Annotated in this window: 15 protein-coding genes and 1 pseudogene; 5 read left to right on the top strand and 11 right to left on the bottom strand. The window is 61.5% G+C overall.

Annotated features, from left to right (window positions below):
• The first annotated feature begins 77 nt into the window (after window positions 1–77).
• The gene (gene gntK / locus ETEE_RS08515; protein WP_034164560.1) at window positions 78–608 is read left to right on the top strand and encodes a gluconokinase; all 531 of its coding nucleotides are present in this window, start codon (window positions 78–80) and stop codon (window positions 606–608) included.
• Window positions 609–619: 11 nt separating this feature from the next.
• Entirely contained in the window at window positions 620–1,957 is a 1,338-nt protein-coding gene (gene gntU / locus ETEE_RS08510) for a gluconate transporter (RefSeq protein WP_034164559.1), read from the top strand.
• 74 nt (window positions 1,958–2,031) lie between these two features.
• On the opposite strand, the gene rhtC is transcribed toward gntU, so the two are convergent.
• Window positions 2,032–2,640: a threonine export protein RhtC gene (gene rhtC, locus ETEE_RS08505; RefSeq protein WP_034164558.1), complete on the bottom strand. Its 609-nt coding sequence runs from the start codon at window positions 2,638–2,640 to the stop codon at window positions 2,032–2,034.
• A 155-nt stretch (window positions 2,641–2,795) separates the two neighbouring features.
• On the opposite strand from rhtC, the pseudogene ETEE_RS08500 reads away from it, so the two are divergent.
• Window positions 2,796–3,684 (top strand): annotated as a pseudogene (locus ETEE_RS08500) (SAM hydrolase/SAM-dependent halogenase family protein).
• Between the two features lie 6 nt (window positions 3,685–3,690).
• On the opposite strand, the gene recQ reads toward ETEE_RS08500, so the two are convergent.
• Together recQ and pldA are read right to left on the bottom strand one after the other, a co-directional pair.
• Entirely contained in the window at window positions 3,691–5,520 is a 1,830-nt protein-coding gene (gene recQ / locus ETEE_RS08495; protein WP_034164557.1) for an ATP-dependent DNA helicase RecQ, read from the bottom strand.
• A 67-nt stretch (window positions 5,521–5,587) separates the two neighbouring features.
• Entirely contained in the window at window positions 5,588–6,475 is an 888-nt protein-coding gene (gene pldA / locus ETEE_RS08490; protein WP_034164556.1) for a phospholipase A, read from the bottom strand.
• 206 nt (window positions 6,476–6,681) lie between these two features.
• Between pldA and rarD the strand changes: the two genes are divergently transcribed.
• Window positions 6,682–7,587: an EamA family transporter RarD gene (rarD, locus tag ETEE_RS08485; RefSeq protein ID WP_034164555.1), complete on the top strand. Its 906-nt coding sequence runs from the start codon at window positions 6,682–6,684 to the stop codon at window positions 7,585–7,587.
• Here rarD and ETEE_RS08480 read toward each other — a convergent pair.
• The 8 genes from ETEE_RS08480 to lptM all read right to left on the bottom strand — a co-directional run bounded on the left by ETEE_RS08480 (window position 7,561) and on the right by lptM (window position 15,668).
• Entirely contained in the window at window positions 7,561–8,616 is a 1,056-nt protein-coding gene (locus ETEE_RS08480; RefSeq protein WP_034164554.1) for an AbrB family transcriptional regulator, read from the bottom strand. The genes rarD and ETEE_RS08480 overlap by 27 nt on opposite strands.
• Window positions 8,617–8,726: 110 nt before the next feature.
• Window positions 8,727–9,677, bottom strand: a complete 951-nt coding sequence (gene corA, locus ETEE_RS08475) for a magnesium/cobalt transporter CorA (RefSeq protein WP_034164553.1) — start codon at window positions 9,675–9,677, stop codon at window positions 8,727–8,729.
• A gap of 303 nt (window positions 9,678–9,980) precedes the next feature.
• Entirely contained in the window at window positions 9,981–12,140 is a 2,160-nt protein-coding gene (gene uvrD, locus ETEE_RS08470) for a DNA helicase II (RefSeq protein ID WP_034164551.1), read from the bottom strand.
• 76 nt (window positions 12,141–12,216) lie between these two features.
• Entirely contained in the window at window positions 12,217–12,933 is a 717-nt protein-coding gene (gene yigB, locus ETEE_RS08465) for a 5-amino-6-(5-phospho-D-ribitylamino)uracil phosphatase YigB (RefSeq protein WP_034164550.1), read from the bottom strand.
• The gene (gene xerC, locus ETEE_RS08460; protein ID WP_034164548.1) at window positions 12,933–13,844 is read right to left on the bottom strand and encodes a tyrosine recombinase XerC; all 912 of its coding nucleotides are present in this window, start codon (window positions 13,842–13,844) and stop codon (window positions 12,933–12,935) included. Before xerC ends, yigB begins: the two co-directional genes overlap by 1 nt.
• Window positions 13,841–14,545, bottom strand: coding sequence for a DUF484 domain-containing protein (locus ETEE_RS08455; protein ID WP_034164546.1), 705 nt, complete (start codon window positions 14,543–14,545; stop codon window positions 13,841–13,843). Before ETEE_RS08455 ends, xerC begins: the two co-directional genes overlap by 4 nt.
• Before the next feature lie 13 nt (window positions 14,546–14,558).
• Complete coding sequence (gene dapF / locus ETEE_RS08450) at window positions 14,559–15,383, bottom strand: diaminopimelate epimerase (protein ID WP_034164545.1); 825 nt, start codon at window positions 15,381–15,383, stop codon at window positions 14,559–14,561.
• Window positions 15,384–15,440: 57 nt separating this feature from the next.
• On the bottom strand, window positions 15,441–15,668 hold the full coding sequence (gene lptM / locus ETEE_RS08445) for an LPS translocon maturation chaperone LptM (RefSeq protein ID WP_034164544.1): 228 nt from the start codon (window positions 15,666–15,668) through the stop codon (window positions 15,441–15,443).
• Window positions 15,669–15,745: 77 nt separating this feature from the next.
• Here lptM and cyaY point away from each other — a divergent pair, with 77 nt between their 5' ends.
• Window positions 15,746–16,069, top strand: a complete 324-nt coding sequence (cyaY, locus tag ETEE_RS08440) for an iron donor protein CyaY (protein ID WP_034164543.1) — start codon at window positions 15,746–15,748, stop codon at window positions 16,067–16,069.
• The last annotated feature ends 4 nt before the right edge of the window (window positions 16,070–16,073 follow it).

The following is a 16,073-nucleotide window of genomic DNA, read 5'->3' as shown; positions in this document are numbered from 1 at the left end:
ACCAGAGAATGTTACCCATAACAGTTACCAGTAACATTAGATTGCGCGGCGACTTGCCGCCCACCGGGGAATACAGCATGAGCGAAAGCCAACAGCAAAAACACGTCTTTGTTTTGATGGGCGTTTCCGGCAGCGGCAAGTCCGCCGTCGCCAGCGCCGTCGCCCAACGGCTGGGCGCCGCCTTTCTGGACGGCGACTTCCTTCACCCGCGCGCCAACATCAGCAAGATGGCCGACGGCCACGCGCTGAACGATGACGATCGCACACCGTGGCTCCAGGCCCTCAACGATGCGGTCTTCGCCATGCAGCGCACCAACGACGTCTCGCTGATCGTCTGCTCGGCGCTGAAAAAGCGCTACCGCGACATGCTGCGCGACGGTAACACTAACCTCTCATTCATCTACCTGCAGGGTGATTTCGCCTTGATCGAAAGCCGTCTGCTGGCGCGCAAGGGACACTTCTTCAAACCGCAGATGCTGGTTTCCCAGTTTGCGGCCCTGGAAGAGCCGACGGCCGAAGAGCGCGACGTGTACGCCATCGATATCAGCCAGACGCTGGACAGCGTGGTGGCCGACACCCTGAATACCATTAAATCCATCATTGCCTAGGAGCACCGACGATGAGTACGCTAACCCTCGTAATGACCGCAGTCGGCTCCGTGCTGCTGCTGCTGTTCCTGGTCATGAAGGCGCGCATGCACGCCTTTGTGGCCCTGATGCTGGTCTCTATCGGCGCCGGCATCTTCTCCGGTATGCCCATCGATAAAATTGCCCAGACCATGCAAAACGGAATGGGCGGCACGCTGGGCTTCCTCTCTATCGTGGTCGCGCTGGGCGCCATGTTCGGTAAAATCCTGCACGAAACCGGTGCACTGGATCAGATCGCCGCCCGCCTGCTGAAGAGCTTTGGTGAAAAGCGCGCCCACTACGCGCTGGGCATCGCCGGTCTGGTGTGCGCCCTGCCGCTGTTCTTTGACGTCGCTATCGTACTGCTGATCGGCGTCGTGTTCGCCGTAGCGCGCCGCACCGGTGGCAACGTGGTCAAGCTGGCCATCCCGCTGTTTGCCGGCGTAGCCGGGGCCGCCGCCTTCCTGCTGCCGGGGCCAACCCCGATGCTGCTGGCCTCCCAGATGGGTGCCGACTATGGCTGGATGATCCTGATCGGCCTGTGCGCCGCCATCCCAGGTATGATTCTGGCCGGCCCGCTGTACGGTAACTTCATCAGCAAGCACGTCACCCTGGCGCTGCCGAAAGATATTCAGGAGCCAAGCCTGGGCAAAGGTCAGCTGCCCTCCTTTAGCTTCAGCCTGGCACTGGTACTGTTCCCGCTGGTGCTGGTCGGCCTAAAAACCATCGGCGCCCGCTTCGTGGAGCAGGGATCCGAGCTGTACAAGTGGCTGGAGTTCATCGGCCATCCGTTCACCGCCATCCTGCTGGCCTGCCTGGTCGCCACCTATGGCCTGGCCATCCGCCGCGGCATGAGCAAAGAGAAGGTGATGGACATCTGCTCCGCGGCCATCCAACCCGCCGGTATCATTCTGCTGGTCACCGGTGCCGGCGGCGTGTTCAAGCAGGTTCTGGTGGATTCCGGCGTTGGCCCTGCGCTGGGTAACTCCCTGATCGGAGCCGGTCTGCCCATCGCCGTTGCCTGCTTCGTCCTGGCCGCCGCGGTACGTGTCATCCAGGGCTCTGCGACCGTCGCCTGTCTGACTACCGTCGGCCTGGTACTGCCGGTCATCGGCGAGCTGGGCTACAGCGGCGCACAGCTGGCGGCCCTGTCCGTCTGCATCGCCGGCGGCTCCATCGTCCTGAGCCACGTCAACGACTCCGGCTTCTGGCTGTACGGTAAGTTCACCGGCGCCACCGAAGCCCAGACCCTGAAAACCTGGTCTGTCATGGAAACCATCCTCGGCACCACCGGCGCCGTGGTCGGGATGCTGTTCTTCATGGCGCTGTAAGCCCAACGCTTGAAACACGACGGGGCGCGATATTCGCGCCCCGTTTTTCTATTGACGCGACAGCCCCTGACGCATTAACGACTCAGGATCAGGTGCAGGCCAAACGCGGTGAACAGCGTCCCCGCCGCGCCGTCGATCCAACGCGCCATGCGCTGATAGCCACGCCGCATGACCGGCAGCGCAAATACCGACGCCACCAGGCTGAACCAGATAAAGGTTTCGCTGACGATCAGGATGAACAGCCCGACGCGTTGACCGCCGGTGACCTCATCGCCGACGAACAGGGAGAAGACCGAGCCAAAATAGATCACCGCCTTGGGGTTGGACAGGTTGGTCAGGAAACCGCGCCAGAAGGCGCCGCCGTGCAGCGATGCCATCCCCTGTAAGGCATCGCCCTGAGGACGGCGGGCGGCGCGGAGCATCTGCAGCCCCATCCAGCACAGATACAGTCCGCCACCGACGGTGATGATGCTGTGCAGCCAGGCCATCTTCATTAACAGAAGATGCAGCCCCATCAGCGCCACGCCGGCCCAGATGACGATCCCCAGCGAAATACCGGCAACGCCGCGCAGCGCCTCGGTCCGGGAACGGCTCAGCGCCGTCTGTGAAACAAAGAAAAAGTCAGGTCCCGGCGTCATTAACGCCAGCAGGTGGACTACCGCGACGGTCAGAAACAGCATCATGTGAGGTAACTCATGGAGTAGGATTTCTCCATGCTAACATCGTTGACAAATAATGTGCGCACTGATGAATAACCGATCTGTCCATTATTTGGACAGCGCGAGTCCGCCCCTCACCGCGCGGGCTACCACGTTACTCAAGGAATGAGGAAAAAATCATGCGCATCATCCGGCTCACCCTGCTGCTGCGCGGCACGCTCTATCTCCATGGCGCGCTGGCGCTGGTACTGCAGACCGACTTCAGCCTGCAGGATGGCGCCGTCTCCGCGATGAAAGGAGTCGCCTTCGGCGTCGATAGCCAGATTCACCTCTTCGACCTGACCCATGAGATCCCCCCTACGACATCTGGCAGGCGGCCAACCGGCTACCTCAGACCGCCCGTTACTGGCCGACAGGCACCGTTTTTGTCAGCGTGGTCGATCCGGGCGTCGGCAGTGCGCGTCGCTCCGTGGTGCTGAAGACCAAAAACGGCCAGTTTTTCGTCTCGCCGGATAATGGCACGCTGACGTTGGTCGCCCAGACGCTGAGGATCGACAGCGTGCGCGAGATCGATGAGCAGACCAACCGGCTGCAGGGATCGGAAAAGTCATATACCTTCCACGGCCGCGATGTGTACGCCTATACCGGTGCTCGGCTGGCCTCGGGCGCTATCCGTTTCGAGCAGGTTAGCCCACGCTTGCCGAACCAGATAACCGAAATTCCCTATCAGCAGGCGCAGTGGCAGCCGGGGAAAGTCAGCGGCGCCATTGCCATTCTGGACGTTCAGTATGGCAATCTATGGAGCAATATCGGGGATGAGATGCTGGAAAAGGCGGGGATCGCGCTCAACGATCGGCTGTGCATCACGATAGCCCAACAGGGTTGGCGCGCTATCAGGGGCACGCGCCCGATGTGCACAGCTTCGCCGATGTGCCACCGGAACAACCGCGGGTCTATCTCAACAGCCTGCTCAACATCGCCGTCGCGCTAAATATGGACAGCTTTGCCGAAAAGCAGCGCATCGCCGCCGGCGCGGAGTGGCGGATAACGCTGCAAAAGTGCCGCTGATCGTCTCTAGCCCTGCCCCTCATCCAGATGTTCGCGGATCAGGGTCATAAACGGCGCGCCAAAGCGCTCCAGCTTACGCTGGCCAACGCCGTTGATGCTGAGCAGATCGCCCGCCCGTAGCGGCATCTGCTCCGCCATCTCCAGCAGCGTCGCGTCGTTAAACACGACGTAGGGCGGGATATTCTCTTCGTCGGCGATCGCCTTACGCAGCTTGCGCAGCTTGGCAAATAGCTTGCGGTCATAGTTGCCGCCATAGCTCTTCTGTGCGCTGCTGCGCGCCTTGAGGTTGATGACCCGGGGAACCGCCAGCTGGAGGGCGACCTCTCCCCGCAGGACCGGGCGCGCCGCCTCCGTCAGCTGCAACGCCGAGTGCAGGGCAATATTCTGCGTCACCAGCCCCAGATGGATCAGCTGGCGTAGAATGCTCACCCAGTGCTCGGTGCTGTGCTCGCGGCCAATGCCGTAGACCGACAGCTTATCGTGCCCCCATTCGCGGATACGGGCGCTGTTGGCGCCGCGCAGCACCTCGACCACATAGCCGATGCCAAAACGCTGCCCGACGCGGGCCACGGTCGACAGCGCCTTCTGCGCATCGAGCAGGCCATCGTAGCGCTTGGGCGGATCCAGGCAGATATCGCAGTTATCGCAGCTCTCCTGTCGCCCCTCGCCAAAGTAGTTCAGCAGCACCAGACGACGACAGGTTTGCGCCTCGGCAAAGGCATTCATCGCATTCAGCTTGTGACGCTCGATCTCCTTCTGTGCGCCCTCTGGCTTCTCCTCCAGACAGCGGCGCAGCCAGGCCATATCGGCCGGATCGTAAAACAGCAGCGCCTCCGCCGGCAGCCCGTCGCGCCCGGCACGCCCGGTCTCCTGATAGTAGGATTCGATATTGCGCGGAATATCAAAGTGCACCACGAAGCGAACGTTGGGCTTGTTGATCCCCATGCCAAAGGCCACCGTCGCCACCACAATCTGCAAATCATCGCGCTGAAACGCCTCCTGCACCTCGGCGCGGCGGCCATTGTCCAGCCCAGCGTGATACGCACCGACGCTCAGACCGCGGCTTTGCAGGCGCGCGGCGGTGTCCTCCACCTTGGCGCGGCTGTTGCAGTAGATGATGCCTGACTTCCCGCGCTGCGACTGCACAAAGTGCCACAGCTGATCCAGCGGCTTAAACTTTTCGATCAGGGTATAGCGGATATTGGGGCGGTCAAAGCTGCTGACCTGCACCAGCGGATCGCGCAGATCGAGCAGGCGCAGGATATCCTGGCGGGTCGCGTCATCGGCGGTTGCCGTCAGCGCGATCACCGGCATCTGCGGGAAACGGTGCTTAATCTGCCCCAGCGCGCTGTATTCCGGCCGAAAATCGTGTCCCCACTGGGAGATACAGTGCGCCTCATCAACCGCCAGCAGCGTGGGATTCCACTGCGGCAGCGTATCCAGCAGGTTATCCATCATCAGCCGCTCTGGGGCGATGTACAGCAGACGGATCTCCCCGCTGCGGCAGCCGGCATAGACCGCCTGCTGCTGTTCACGGCTCAGGGTCGAGTTCAGGCAGGCGGCGTTTACCCCGTTAGCCTGCAGCTGATCGACCTGATCCTTCATCAGGGATATCAGCGGAGAAACGACGATGGTCAACCCATCCCGTACTAACGCCGGTATTTGGTAACACAGGGATTTTCCGCCCCCGGTCGGCATTACCACCAGGCAGTCGCGCCCGGCGATCGCCGCCTCGACGATAGCCTGTTGTCCCGGGCGGAACTGCTGATAGCCGAAGGTGTCTTTAAGCACCCCCTCTGCCAGCCTCTCTGTATTCATGACCGCTGCCGTTGCCACACTACTCCCCGCAAACCATAAAAAACACCGGCGCTATTTTAGGCGTACGCGCCGGTTTTGTCCCGCGTTACAGGATATCGTTCAGCATGACGCCGACGCCGAAGCGGGTCTGGCGGAAGTTATAGTCGATTAACGACTCGCCGTAGCCGCTGAACAGCTGGGTATAGAAACGGACGTGGCGGGTCAGCGGATAGCTCCAGCCGAACTCAGCCGCGCCATAGCCGCTGTTCCAATTGTAGCGCCCACGCAGGCTGAAGACGCTCTCGCCCAGACGGTAACCCATCTCCGCCTCGTAGTAGCCCATGTACTTGGTAATATCGGGGTTATCGTCCTTGTTCGGACTCTCCGGGATGCGATACCACGGCATCAGCTGAACCTGAAAATTTCCGTTCTGCGCCAGGAAACGGGTATAGACGCGGTTCCAGCTGCGCGAGGTCGGATCCGACCGGCCATTGGACTGGTGCACCCCGCCCGCCTCGATATCGCGCAGCACCCAGCCGCCGAACAGGGGATAGTCGGTCGCCCAGCCTAAAAACAGGCGCGGCTCATAGTTGGTTTCGCGAAACGGTGAGGATTCGCTGCGGTTAAACGCCTGCCACCAGGACTGCTGGGTGTAAGCCGCGCCGAGCACTGAGTTGTCGCCGGCGATACCGCGCCAGATAGGGAATGCCAGGCTAATCTGAAACTTAATCTCATTCTTTTTAGCCTGATCGCCCCAGTCGTAAGAGCTGATGGCCTCTTTATTAATGTCGCTGGTCTGGGTATACAGCACATAGTTGGTGGAGTAAGGATAGAGAGTAAACGGGTTATCGTAATGCCGCAGCATGTTGGCGATCACCCCTTCATTATCACTCAGCGCGGGAGCCACACCGCTTTCACTCACGCTCGGCGCCGCCTGCGCGACCAGTGGCAACGCCGCCACTCCGGCCATTAAATATTTTTTTAACGCTTTCATCACTACATCGCTCTCTGAAGTACTCTGCCCACCGCGGGCAGCCAATCTGCCGCGCTCATCCCAGGTGGAGCCATTAACACGCCTGACCATGGCGCCGTTCGCCACCGCCCAGCGACATCGCTGCACCGCCATTTTAGCCCTGAGCATAAAATGAAAAATACAGTACACTCCCTCGCTACATTCAGCGGGAAGCGCGGAAAAAGAACATGGACACACAGCACACCCGCCAGGGGGTCATTCTGGCACTGGCAGCCTATTTAATCTGGGGCATCGCCCCGATCTACTTCAAACTGCTGCAACAGGTTCCCGCCACGGAAATCCTGACCCATCGCATCATCTGGTCATTTTTCTTTATGCTGATCCTGCTGGCCATTGGCCGCAGCTGGCGCCAGCTTTACGCCCTGCGCCATACGCCCTACAAAATTGCCCTGCTGGCGCTGAGCGCCTGCCTGATCGGGGGCAACTGGCTGCTGTATATCTGGGCCGTCAATCATAACCACATGCTGGAGGCCAGCCTGGGATATTTTATCAATCCCTTGGTCAATGTGTTGCTGGGGATGCTGTTTCTCGGCGAACGCTTTCGCCGGATGCAGTGGCTGGCGGTCGCGCTGGCCATCGTCGGCGTCATGGTTCAGCTATGGCAGTTCGGCTCCGTACCGGTAATCTCGCTGGGGCTGGCCTTCAGCTTTGCCTTCTACGGTCTGCTGCGCAAAAAGATCGCCATCGATGCGCAGAGCGGCATGCTGATGGAAACCCTATGGCTGCTGCCACTGGCGCTGTACTACCTGTTTGTCGCGGCCGACTCTCCCACCAGCCACCTCGGTGCAAATCCGCTGTCGCTAAATCTGCTGCTGATCGCCGCCGGCGTCGTCACCACCGTGCCTCTGCTCTGTTTCACCGCGGCGGCGACCCGCCTGCGTCTCTCTACCCTGGGCTTTTTCCAGTACCTCGGCCCTACGCTGATGTTTCTGCTGGCGACCCTCTGCTATGGCGAGCAGATGACGCGCGACAAGCTCATCGCCTTTGGCTTTATCTGGAGCGCGCTGCTGCTGTTCATTCTCGATGCACTCTATACCCAGCGCCGCCTACGGCGCTGTGGCCGCATGACGTGAGATCCAGCGCGCAACGGCCGGCCCCATCAGCAGAATGGTAAACAGACGTAGCATCTGCAGGGCCATGACAAAGGCCAGATTCACCTGGCTACCGGCGGCGATAATGGCGATGGTATCCAGTCCGCCGGGGCTGGTTGCCAGATAGGCGCTGAGCGGATCGATCGGCAGCACCTGCGTAAGCCCCCAGGCCATCAACGCGCAAAACAGCATCAGAGCCGCAATCGACAGGATGATCTGCGGCAGTGCGCGCAGCGCCAAGACAAAGATCGTACGGGTAAACAGCAAGCCGACCTGCCAACCGATCAGGGTATAGGCGATGACCAGCAGCCACTCCGGGGTTTGCGGCGTCATGACACCGGTGGCGTTACACAGGGCGCCGATCAGCATCGGCAGCAGCAGAGCCCCCGCGGGAATACGCAGCCGGCGTCCCAGCCAGGCGCCGCCGCCGGCGAGGAGCAGCGTGGCAACAAACTCGCTCCCCAGCGCGGGAAACCAGGGGAGAGCCGGCGCTGCCCCCTGCGGCGCATCGCCCAGGCCCACCCGCACCACCAGCGCCGCCGCCGCCGCGACAAACAGCACCCGCAGATATTGCATAAAGGCCACCAGCCGCACGTCGGCACCGAACTCACCCGCCATCGCCACCATCGCCGACGCCCCGCCGGGCGACGATCCCCAGGCACCGGTGGGGCCGGGCAAATCGCTCAGGCGCACCAGCAGCCAACCGGTGATCGCACTGCACAGCTGAGTGCACAGCAGCACCAGCAGGACCACGGGCCAGTCATCCAGCAACGGCGCCAGAAGCGCTAGCGACAGCGTGCGGGCGATCATACAGCCGAGGATCGCCTGGGCTATCGGCATCGCCAGTCGGTGCACCCGAATGGTCGCCCCCCGTAGCCCCATCGCGACGGCGGCCAGCATGGGCCCCAGCAGCAGCGCCGCAGGCAGGTGCAGCCACAGAAATAGCCCCCCCAGCCCCAGCGACAGGACCGCCAATATGCTCCACTGTTCAGCGTGCGCCAAACGATCCACCGCGCCTCCTGCACCGATCACGTCACGCTATGATAAGCATTTTTCCCCGTGAAGATGTACAAAAAATAACGGCCCCTGCGGGGCCGTTATTCACCAAAGGGCGCGCTGGCTCAAAGCCATTTTTTACGCTTAAAGTAGAGATAGGGCGCAAGGCCCGCCAGGATCATCAGCAGAATGGCGCCGGGGTAGCCAAACGACCACTTCAGCTCCGGCATAAACTCAAAGTTCATCCCATAGCTGGAGGCGACCAGCGTCGGCGGCAGGAAGACCACAGAGACCACCGAGAAGATCTTGATGATGCGGTTCTGCTCGATATTGATAAAGCCCATCGCCGCCTGCATCAAAAAGTTAACCTTCTGAAACAGGGATTCATTGTGCGGCAGCAGGGATTCGATATCGCGCAGCACCTCACGGGCCTGCTCCAGCTGGCCGGCGGGCAGACGCGCCTTACGCACCAGGAAGTTCAGCGCGCGCTGGGTATCCATTAGACACAGGCGGACCTTCCAGCCGATATCCTCCAGCTCGGCCAGCGTCGAGAGCGCATCGTCATACTCATCGCCCTGCTGCCCTTCCATGATCACCCGGCTCAGCTTCTCCAGATCGCTGTAGATGTTTTCGATCTCGTCGGCCAGCTGCTCGATTTTGGTTTCAAACAGATCCAGCAACAGCTCATAGGCGTTGCCGTCCACCAGCATCTGATTACGCGCCCGCATCCGGTATAGGCGAAACGCCGGCAGTTCGCGCTCACGCAGGGTAAACAGACGCCCTTCACGAATGGTAAAGGCGACGGTGGAGTTACCGGCGTGATCTTCCGCATCTTCGTAATAGAAGAAGGAGTGAATATGCAGGCCATCCTCATCTTCGAAGAAGCGCGCGGAGGCCTCGATATCATCCAGCTCCGGGCGGGTGGCCAGACTCTGCCCCAGTTCACTCTGTACGCGCCGGCGCTCATCCTCTTCGGGCTCGACCAGATCCACCCACAGCGACGCCGTGAGATGGTCCGTGTCATCCAGCTCCATACGGGATAAGCGACCGTGGTCTAAACGAAATGCACTTAGCATGCTTTAACTCCGTTGCGGTGACTTCAGGATCACGCATGGAGCACGGGAAACAAACCGGGAATACGTCACCTGCCTGTTTCAGACCATATAAGATCTGACTCTGCGACGCATTAAAGGTCGCTGACAACCACTAAGGCCATCAGCATCGGTGGATAGCCTTAGAAGTTGTACCCGCGTACGGGTCCAATGAGCCAGCATCTACTGGGTGTGTCCAAGGCGTATGTCCTCACAGATTAATCGTGCGCGCATGTTACGCCGACAGGAAAAAGCCTGTCAACAGGCTTGCACAACTCGGCGTCATCCCTACAGCACCTCGAGGCGGGCATACGCGGCGACCAGCCACTTAATCCCCTCGCCCTTAAAGGCGATCTGTAAACGGGTATGCTCCCCGCTGCCCTCCAAGTTAATAATCGTCCCCTCGCCGAATTTGGCATGGGTGACGCGCTGCCCCAGACGATAGCCGCTGTCACTCTGGCTTAACGGCGTCCCCATGCGCGCATGGCTGACGGGGCGCGTCACGCTGGCACGCAGGCGCACCTCTTCTACGCACGTCTCCGGCAGCTCGCCGACAAAGCGTGACGGACGATGATACACCTCTTTGCCGTACAGGCGTCGACTCTCCGCATAGGTCAGGGTCAGCTTACGCATCGCCCGGGTCACGCCGACGTAGGCCAGGCGCCGCTCCTCCTCCAGCCGCCCCCCCTCATCCAGCGACATCTGGCTGGGGAACATCCCCTCCTCCATCCCAACGATGAAAACCAGGGGAAACTCCAGCCCCTTGGCGGAGTGCAGGGTCATCAGCTGTACCGCGTCCTGATAGGCATCGGCCTGCCCCTCGCCGGACTCCAGGGCGGCATGAGACAGAAACGCCTGCAGCGGCGACAGATCGTCATCGTCCTCATAGCTGAACTGGCGCGTTGCCGTCACCAGCTCCTCCAGGTTTTCGATGCGCGTCTGTCCTTTCTCGCCTTTCTCCTGCTCATACATCTGACGCAGCCCGGAGTCACGGATCACCCGATCGGTCTGCACGTGCAGCGGAAGGTCGTCGCTGTCCTGCGCCAGCGCCTCAATCAGCTCCAGAAAACGGCGCAGCGCATTGGCGGCGCGCCCCGGAAACACCTGCTCCTGAAGCAACGCGCGGGTCGCCTGCCACAGGGTAAGCTGACGATCGCGGGCCGTCTGACGCACCACGTCCAGCGTCCGATCGCCGATGCCGCGCACCGGCGTATTCACCACCCGCTCAAAGGCGGCGTCATCGTTACGGTTGGACAGCAGGCGCAGGTAGGCCAGCGCATCTTTGATCTCCTGACGCTCGAAGAAACGCATTCCCCCATAAATCCGATAGGGCGTCGCCGCCTGCAGCAGCGCCTCCTCCAGCACGCGGGACTGGGCGTTACTGCGGTACAGGATGGCGCACTCTTTCAGGGCGCCGCCGTTATCCTGCCAGGCCTTGATTCGGTTAACTACGAAGCGCGCCTCATCCAACTCATTGAACGCGCAATACAGGGAAATCGGCTCCCCTTCACCGTCCTCCGTCCACAGCTTTTTACCCAGACGCCCATCGTTATTTTCGATCAGCGCGTTGGCCGCGCGCAGGATATTGCCGCTGGAGCGGTAGTTCTGCTCCAGGCGAATCGTCTGTGCACCGGGGAAATCGTCGAGAAATTTCTGAATGTTCTCTACCTGGGCGCCGCGCCAGCCATAGATCGACTGATCGTCATCGCCGACGATCATCACCCTGCCGCTGTCACCGGCCAGCATGCGAATCCAGGCATACTGAATACGGTTGGTATCCTGGAACTCATCCACCAGGATATTGTTAAAGCGGGCGCGATAGTGCTCCAGAATCTGGGGCTTATGCAGCCACAGCTCATGCGCGCGCAGCAGCAGTTCGGCAAAGTCCACCAGCCCCGCGCGATCGCAGGCTTCCTGATAGGCCTGATAGATGCGCAGCCAGGTTTGTTCCACTGGATTACCATAGCTTTCAATGTGCTGCGGACGCAGCCCATCATCTTTCTTGCCGTTGATGTACCACATGCCCTGGCGCGCTGGCCACTGCTTCTCATCCAGATTCATGGCCTTGATCAGGCGCTTCAGCAGGCGCAGCTGATCTTCGCTATCGAGGATTTGAAAGTCCTGCGGCAGGCCGGCATCCAGATGGTGGGCGCGCAGCAGGCGGTGCGCCAGGCCGTGGAAGGTGCCGATCCACATCCCCCCTTGGCTGGTACCGATCAGCGCCTCAATACGGTGCCGCATTTCCGCCGCCGCCTTATTGGTAAAGGTGACCGCCATGATGGAGAACGGCGAACAGTTTTCTACCGCCAATAGCCAGGCGATACGGTGCACCAGAACGCGGGTCTTACCGCTGCCTGCACCGGCCAGCACCAGCAGGTTGCTGCGCGGCGCGGCTACCGCCTCGCGCTGTTTATCGTTCAGGCTGTCAAGCAGATCAGATACATCCATAGGCACCGTCTTTTGGCTGGGAAAATGGCGCCATCGACACCATTTCACTGGAGATTTATACAGAAGCTGTCGGGAATTATATCAGTGCGAGCAGCGAATCCAACCGCGAAATCTCGACGTGGGGTAGCAGGCGCCCATCGGCGGCGCACAGCAGCGAGCGACCGCGATCGTTCACCCAGCAGGCCTGCATACCGCTGCGCACGGCGCCGGCGACGTCGGTCGTCAGATCGTCGCCCACGTGCAGGATCTGCCCGGGCGTCAGGCCCAAACGCTGGGCGGCGGCCAGATACATGTCACTGTAGGGCTTGGCGCGCCCGTCCGGCCCGGCGCGCAGCACAAAGCGAAAGTACGCGCCCAGACCGCAGCGCGCCGGGTCGGCGTTGCCGTTGGTGATCGCCGCCAGCGGCAGGCGCGCCGCCAGCGCCTTCAGCGTCTGGTGCGTCCCCGAAGAGATCGCGATACGACTGCGCCATTGCGCAAAGTGGGCCATCGCCTCATCGGCGCCGTCGTGGCAGTACGCCGGACTCAGCCCGGCGCGCCACAGCGCCTCGTACACCGTACGCCAGCGCCACTGGGTCACGTCGTGGTAGATTTCCGGATCGCTGGCACGCAGTTCGGCGCGCAGGCGCTGCCAGTCAGCGCTCTGGAAATCCTGCAGGGCGGGAAAGCGGCGGCGTAAAAAATCCAGCGCGGCCTGCTCGCTGCGCACAATCACCGGATGGTTATCGTACAGCGTATCATCCAAGTCAAAGGTCAGCGCGGCAGGACGCTGTAACGGGCGGTAAAAGTGCATCAGGTTTTCCCTCTTTTGGCGCGCGGATGCGCGGCATCGTACACGGTAGCCAAATGCTGAAAATCGAGATGGGTATAGATTTGCGTCGTCGAGAGGTTGGCGTGCCCTAACAGCTCCTGTACCGCGCGCAGATCGCCGCTGGACTCCAGCATATGGGTAGCAAAGGAGTGACGCAGCTTATGGGGATGAATATGGCTGGTCACACCCTGCCTCACCCCCCACTCCGCAAAACGCTTCTGCACGCTGCGCGGTGAAATACGCCCCCCGAGGCGCGAGACAAACAGCGCATCATCCTGCGGCTGCAGCGACAAACGCAGCGACAGCCACTTCTGCAGCCAGCGCACCGCCTCTCGCCCCACCGGCAGCCGGCGCTCTTTGCTGCCCTTTCCCAGCACCCAGACCTCGCCCGTCGTCAGATCGACGTGGCGACAGTCCAGGCCGACCAGCTCCGACAGACGCAGACCGCCGCCGTACATCACCTCCAGCATCGCGCGATCGCGTACAGCCAGCATATCGCCCTCATCGATATCCAGCAGTCGATTAACGTCGTCCACATCCAGGTTCTTGGGCAGATGGCGCCCCTGGCGCGGCGCAGAGACGCCTTTGGCCGGATTGGCCGTCAGCGCGCCGCGGCTGACCTGCCAGTCCAAAAAACTGCGCAGCGCCGACAGGCGCAGCGCCAGACTGGCCGGCTCAAGTCCCTGACGACGGCTGCGCGCCACCAGCGAACGCACCCGCGTCGTATCCAGCGCCGCCCAGTCGCAGAGACCGCCTTCGAGCAACAGCGCCGCGCTCGCCGCCAGCTGGCGGCGATAGGTTTCAACCGTACGCGGGCTGAGCTGACGCTCAACGCGCATCATCTGCAGAAACGCGGCGACGGGCGTACTCAGCGCCTCGGGCAGGGGCGTCATTGCCGCTCGATCCAGCGGGTCAGCATCGGCGGGATCAGCCGCGCCAGCTGCTCCAGCAGCGCCGTTCCCATGCCCTGCTGATAGTGCTGTGCATCGGCGCTGGTGAACACCAGCAGCCCCAGATCGGCGAAATCCCCCATCAGCGAGAGGGCAACCGACCCCACGTGGCGCGCCTGCGGCAGCAGCAGCAGCAGCTCCTGGCCGTTCAGGCTCCCCAAATAGTGGCTGGCATCGCCCAGGCGCTGAATGCGCAGCAGCTCTACGTCTGACCGGGCGATCGCCAGGTGGGAAAAGCGCGACGGCGCGCCAAGGCGCCAGCGATCGGCGAACAGACGGATATAGGCACCGGACAGCCCCAGCGAACGGGCCCAGCGCTGTAGGCGCTGCAAAAAGTCGTCCATATCTTGCGCCGATGCCAGATGGCCCTGCAGCGCCAGCAGGCTGCCGAACAGCCGCTCGTTATCTCGCGCCAGCGTGATGAGCTGTTCAATCTCCTGATCCAGCACGGCTATCTGCCGGCGCTGGCGGCCCAGCTGCCACTCCAGCAGAGAGACGGCTCCCCGCACCGGGTGCGGGATCATCATCTGCTCCACCTGGCGGGCATTACGAATAAAAAAATCAGGGTGCTGCTGCAAATAGGCCACAACCTGCTCATCCGCCAGCGACGGCTGAAGGAGGTCGCGGCTATCCCTCTCGCTCATAGCTACCTACCGTTTACAAATGGATGAATCCATCATAGACGTGGGCGGCAGGTCCGGTCATCAACAGCGGCATCCCCGGCCCCGGCCAACGGATGTGCAGGGTACCGCCGGGCAGATCAACCTGCACCTGCTCATCCAGCAGTCCCTGCTGGATCCCCACGGCTACCGCCGCACAGGCGCCGCTGCCGCAGGCCTGCGTCTCGCCGGCGCCGCGCTCATATACCCGTAGCCGGATATGGCCGCGCTCGACCACCTGCATAAAGCCAACGTTTACCCGCTCAGGAAAGCGCTCATGGCTTTCCAGCACCGGCCCCAGCAGCTCAACCTGAGCCTGGCTGACGTCCTCAACCTGCAGGACACAGTGAGGGTTTCCCATCGAGACCGCGCCGCACAGCACGGTCTGCTGCGCCACGCGTAAAATATAGGTTTTCTCCGCCTTGGCGGCTTTGAACGGGATACGCCCCGGCTCAAACTGCGGCTCTCCCATATTGACCGTCACCCGATCGTCCTCGCCGACGTGCAGCGTCATGCGGCCATTCTGGGTGCTGACGCGGATATCGCGCCGGTTGGTCAGCCCCTTGATCCGAACAAAACGGGCAAAGCAGCGCGCCCCATTGCCGCACTGCGCGACCTCGCTGCCGTCGGCGTTAAAGATGCGATAGTGAAAGTCCAGATCGGGATCGTAGGGCGGTTCAACCACCAACAGCTGATCGAATCCGACTCCGGTATGCCTGTCGGCCAGGCGGCGGATCAACTCCGGTGAAAAGTAAACGTTTTGGGTGACGGCATCCACCACCATAAAATCATTACCCAACCCGTGCATCTTGGCAAACTGCATGTCCCTACCCCTTGATGAATACCTGCAAACGTCTACCCTTGGCACACGGTGCGCAACTCAGTGGGCTTTCCCGACCTCGGCGGCGGGTGCCGTATTCGGCGTCTGCGTATTCGGCGTCTGGGCGGCCGGCTCATGGGACGGCGCCTGCACGCTATAGGCGTCCGGCGCCTTTTGCGCCGCCGGTGCCTGCTGCGCAGGGGGGAAGTACAGCGGCCCTTTCAGCCCGCATCCGCCCAGCGTCGCGGCACACAGCACCAACAGCGCACTACGGAATTGTCTGTTCATTGTATTAATGCCTGTGATTCCTCGGTTCAAGCTTTCTATAATCGCAGTTGGATACTGAAAAGCAATAGGAAATGATTATGAATGACAGCGAGTTTCATCTGTTGGCCGACGGGCTGATGCAGGCACTGGAAGAGGCGCTGGACGCCTGCCAGAGCGATGCGGATATTGACTGTGAGACCAACGGCGGCGTCATGACGCTGAGCTTTGAGAACGGCAGTAAAATCGTGATTAATCGCCAAGAGCCTCTGCACCAGATCTGGCTGGCGACGCGCGCCGGGGGCTACCACTTTGACTACCGTGACGGACAATGGCGCTGCTCACGCAGCGGCGCGCCCCTTCATCAGGTACTGAATGAGGCATGCAGCGCCCAGGCCGGTGTGCCGGTGGCGCTGGATCTCTAGACGG

Source organism: Edwardsiella anguillarum ET080813 (assembly GCF_000264765.2).
GTDB lineage: Bacteria > Pseudomonadota > Gammaproteobacteria > Enterobacterales > Enterobacteriaceae > Edwardsiella > Edwardsiella anguillarum.
The sequence above is the reverse complement of the archived record's forward strand: the minus strand, read 5'-3'. Positions and strand labels throughout refer to the sequence as shown.

What these genes read in the sequence shown, in the direction of transcription:
- gntK (WP_034164560.1), top strand. Translation starts at nt 78, where the DNA reads ATGAGCGAAAGCCAACAGCAAAAACACGTCTTTGTTTTGATGGGCGTT.
- gntU (WP_034164559.1), top strand. Translation starts at nt 620, where the DNA reads ATGAGTACGCTAACCCTCGTAATGACCGCAGTCGGCTCCGTGCTGCTG.
- rhtC (WP_034164558.1), bottom strand. Translation starts at nt 2,640, where the DNA reads ATGATGCTGTTTCTGACCGTCGCGGTAGTCCACCTGCTGGCGTTAATG.
- pldA (WP_034164556.1), bottom strand. Translation starts at nt 6,475, where the DNA reads ATGAAAGCGTTAAAAAAATATTTAATGGCCGGAGTGGCGGCGTTGCCA.
- rarD (WP_034164555.1), top strand. Translation starts at nt 6,682, where the DNA reads ATGGACACACAGCACACCCGCCAGGGGGTCATTCTGGCACTGGCAGCC.
- corA (WP_034164553.1), bottom strand. Translation starts at nt 9,677, where the DNA reads ATGCTAAGTGCATTTCGTTTAGACCACGGTCGCTTATCCCGTATGGAG.
- uvrD (WP_034164551.1), bottom strand. Translation starts at nt 12,140, where the DNA reads ATGGATGTATCTGATCTGCTTGACAGCCTGAACGATAAACAGCGCGAG.
- yigB (WP_034164550.1), bottom strand. Translation starts at nt 12,933, where the DNA reads ATGCACTTTTACCGCCCGTTACAGCGTCCTGCCGCGCTGACCTTTGAC.
- xerC (WP_034164548.1), bottom strand. Translation starts at nt 13,844, where the DNA reads ATGACGCCCCTGCCCGAGGCGCTGAGTACGCCCGTCGCCGCGTTTCTG.
- ETEE_RS08455 (WP_034164546.1), bottom strand. Translation starts at nt 14,545, where the DNA reads ATGAGCGAGAGGGATAGCCGCGACCTCCTTCAGCCGTCGCTGGCGGAT.
- dapF (WP_034164545.1), bottom strand. Translation starts at nt 15,383, where the DNA reads ATGCAGTTTGCCAAGATGCACGGGTTGGGTAATGATTTTATGGTGGTG.
- lptM (WP_034164544.1), bottom strand. Translation starts at nt 15,668, where the DNA reads ATGAACAGACAATTCCGTAGTGCGCTGTTGGTGCTGTGTGCCGCGACG.
- cyaY (WP_034164543.1), top strand. Translation starts at nt 15,746, where the DNA reads ATGAATGACAGCGAGTTTCATCTGTTGGCCGACGGGCTGATGCAGGCA.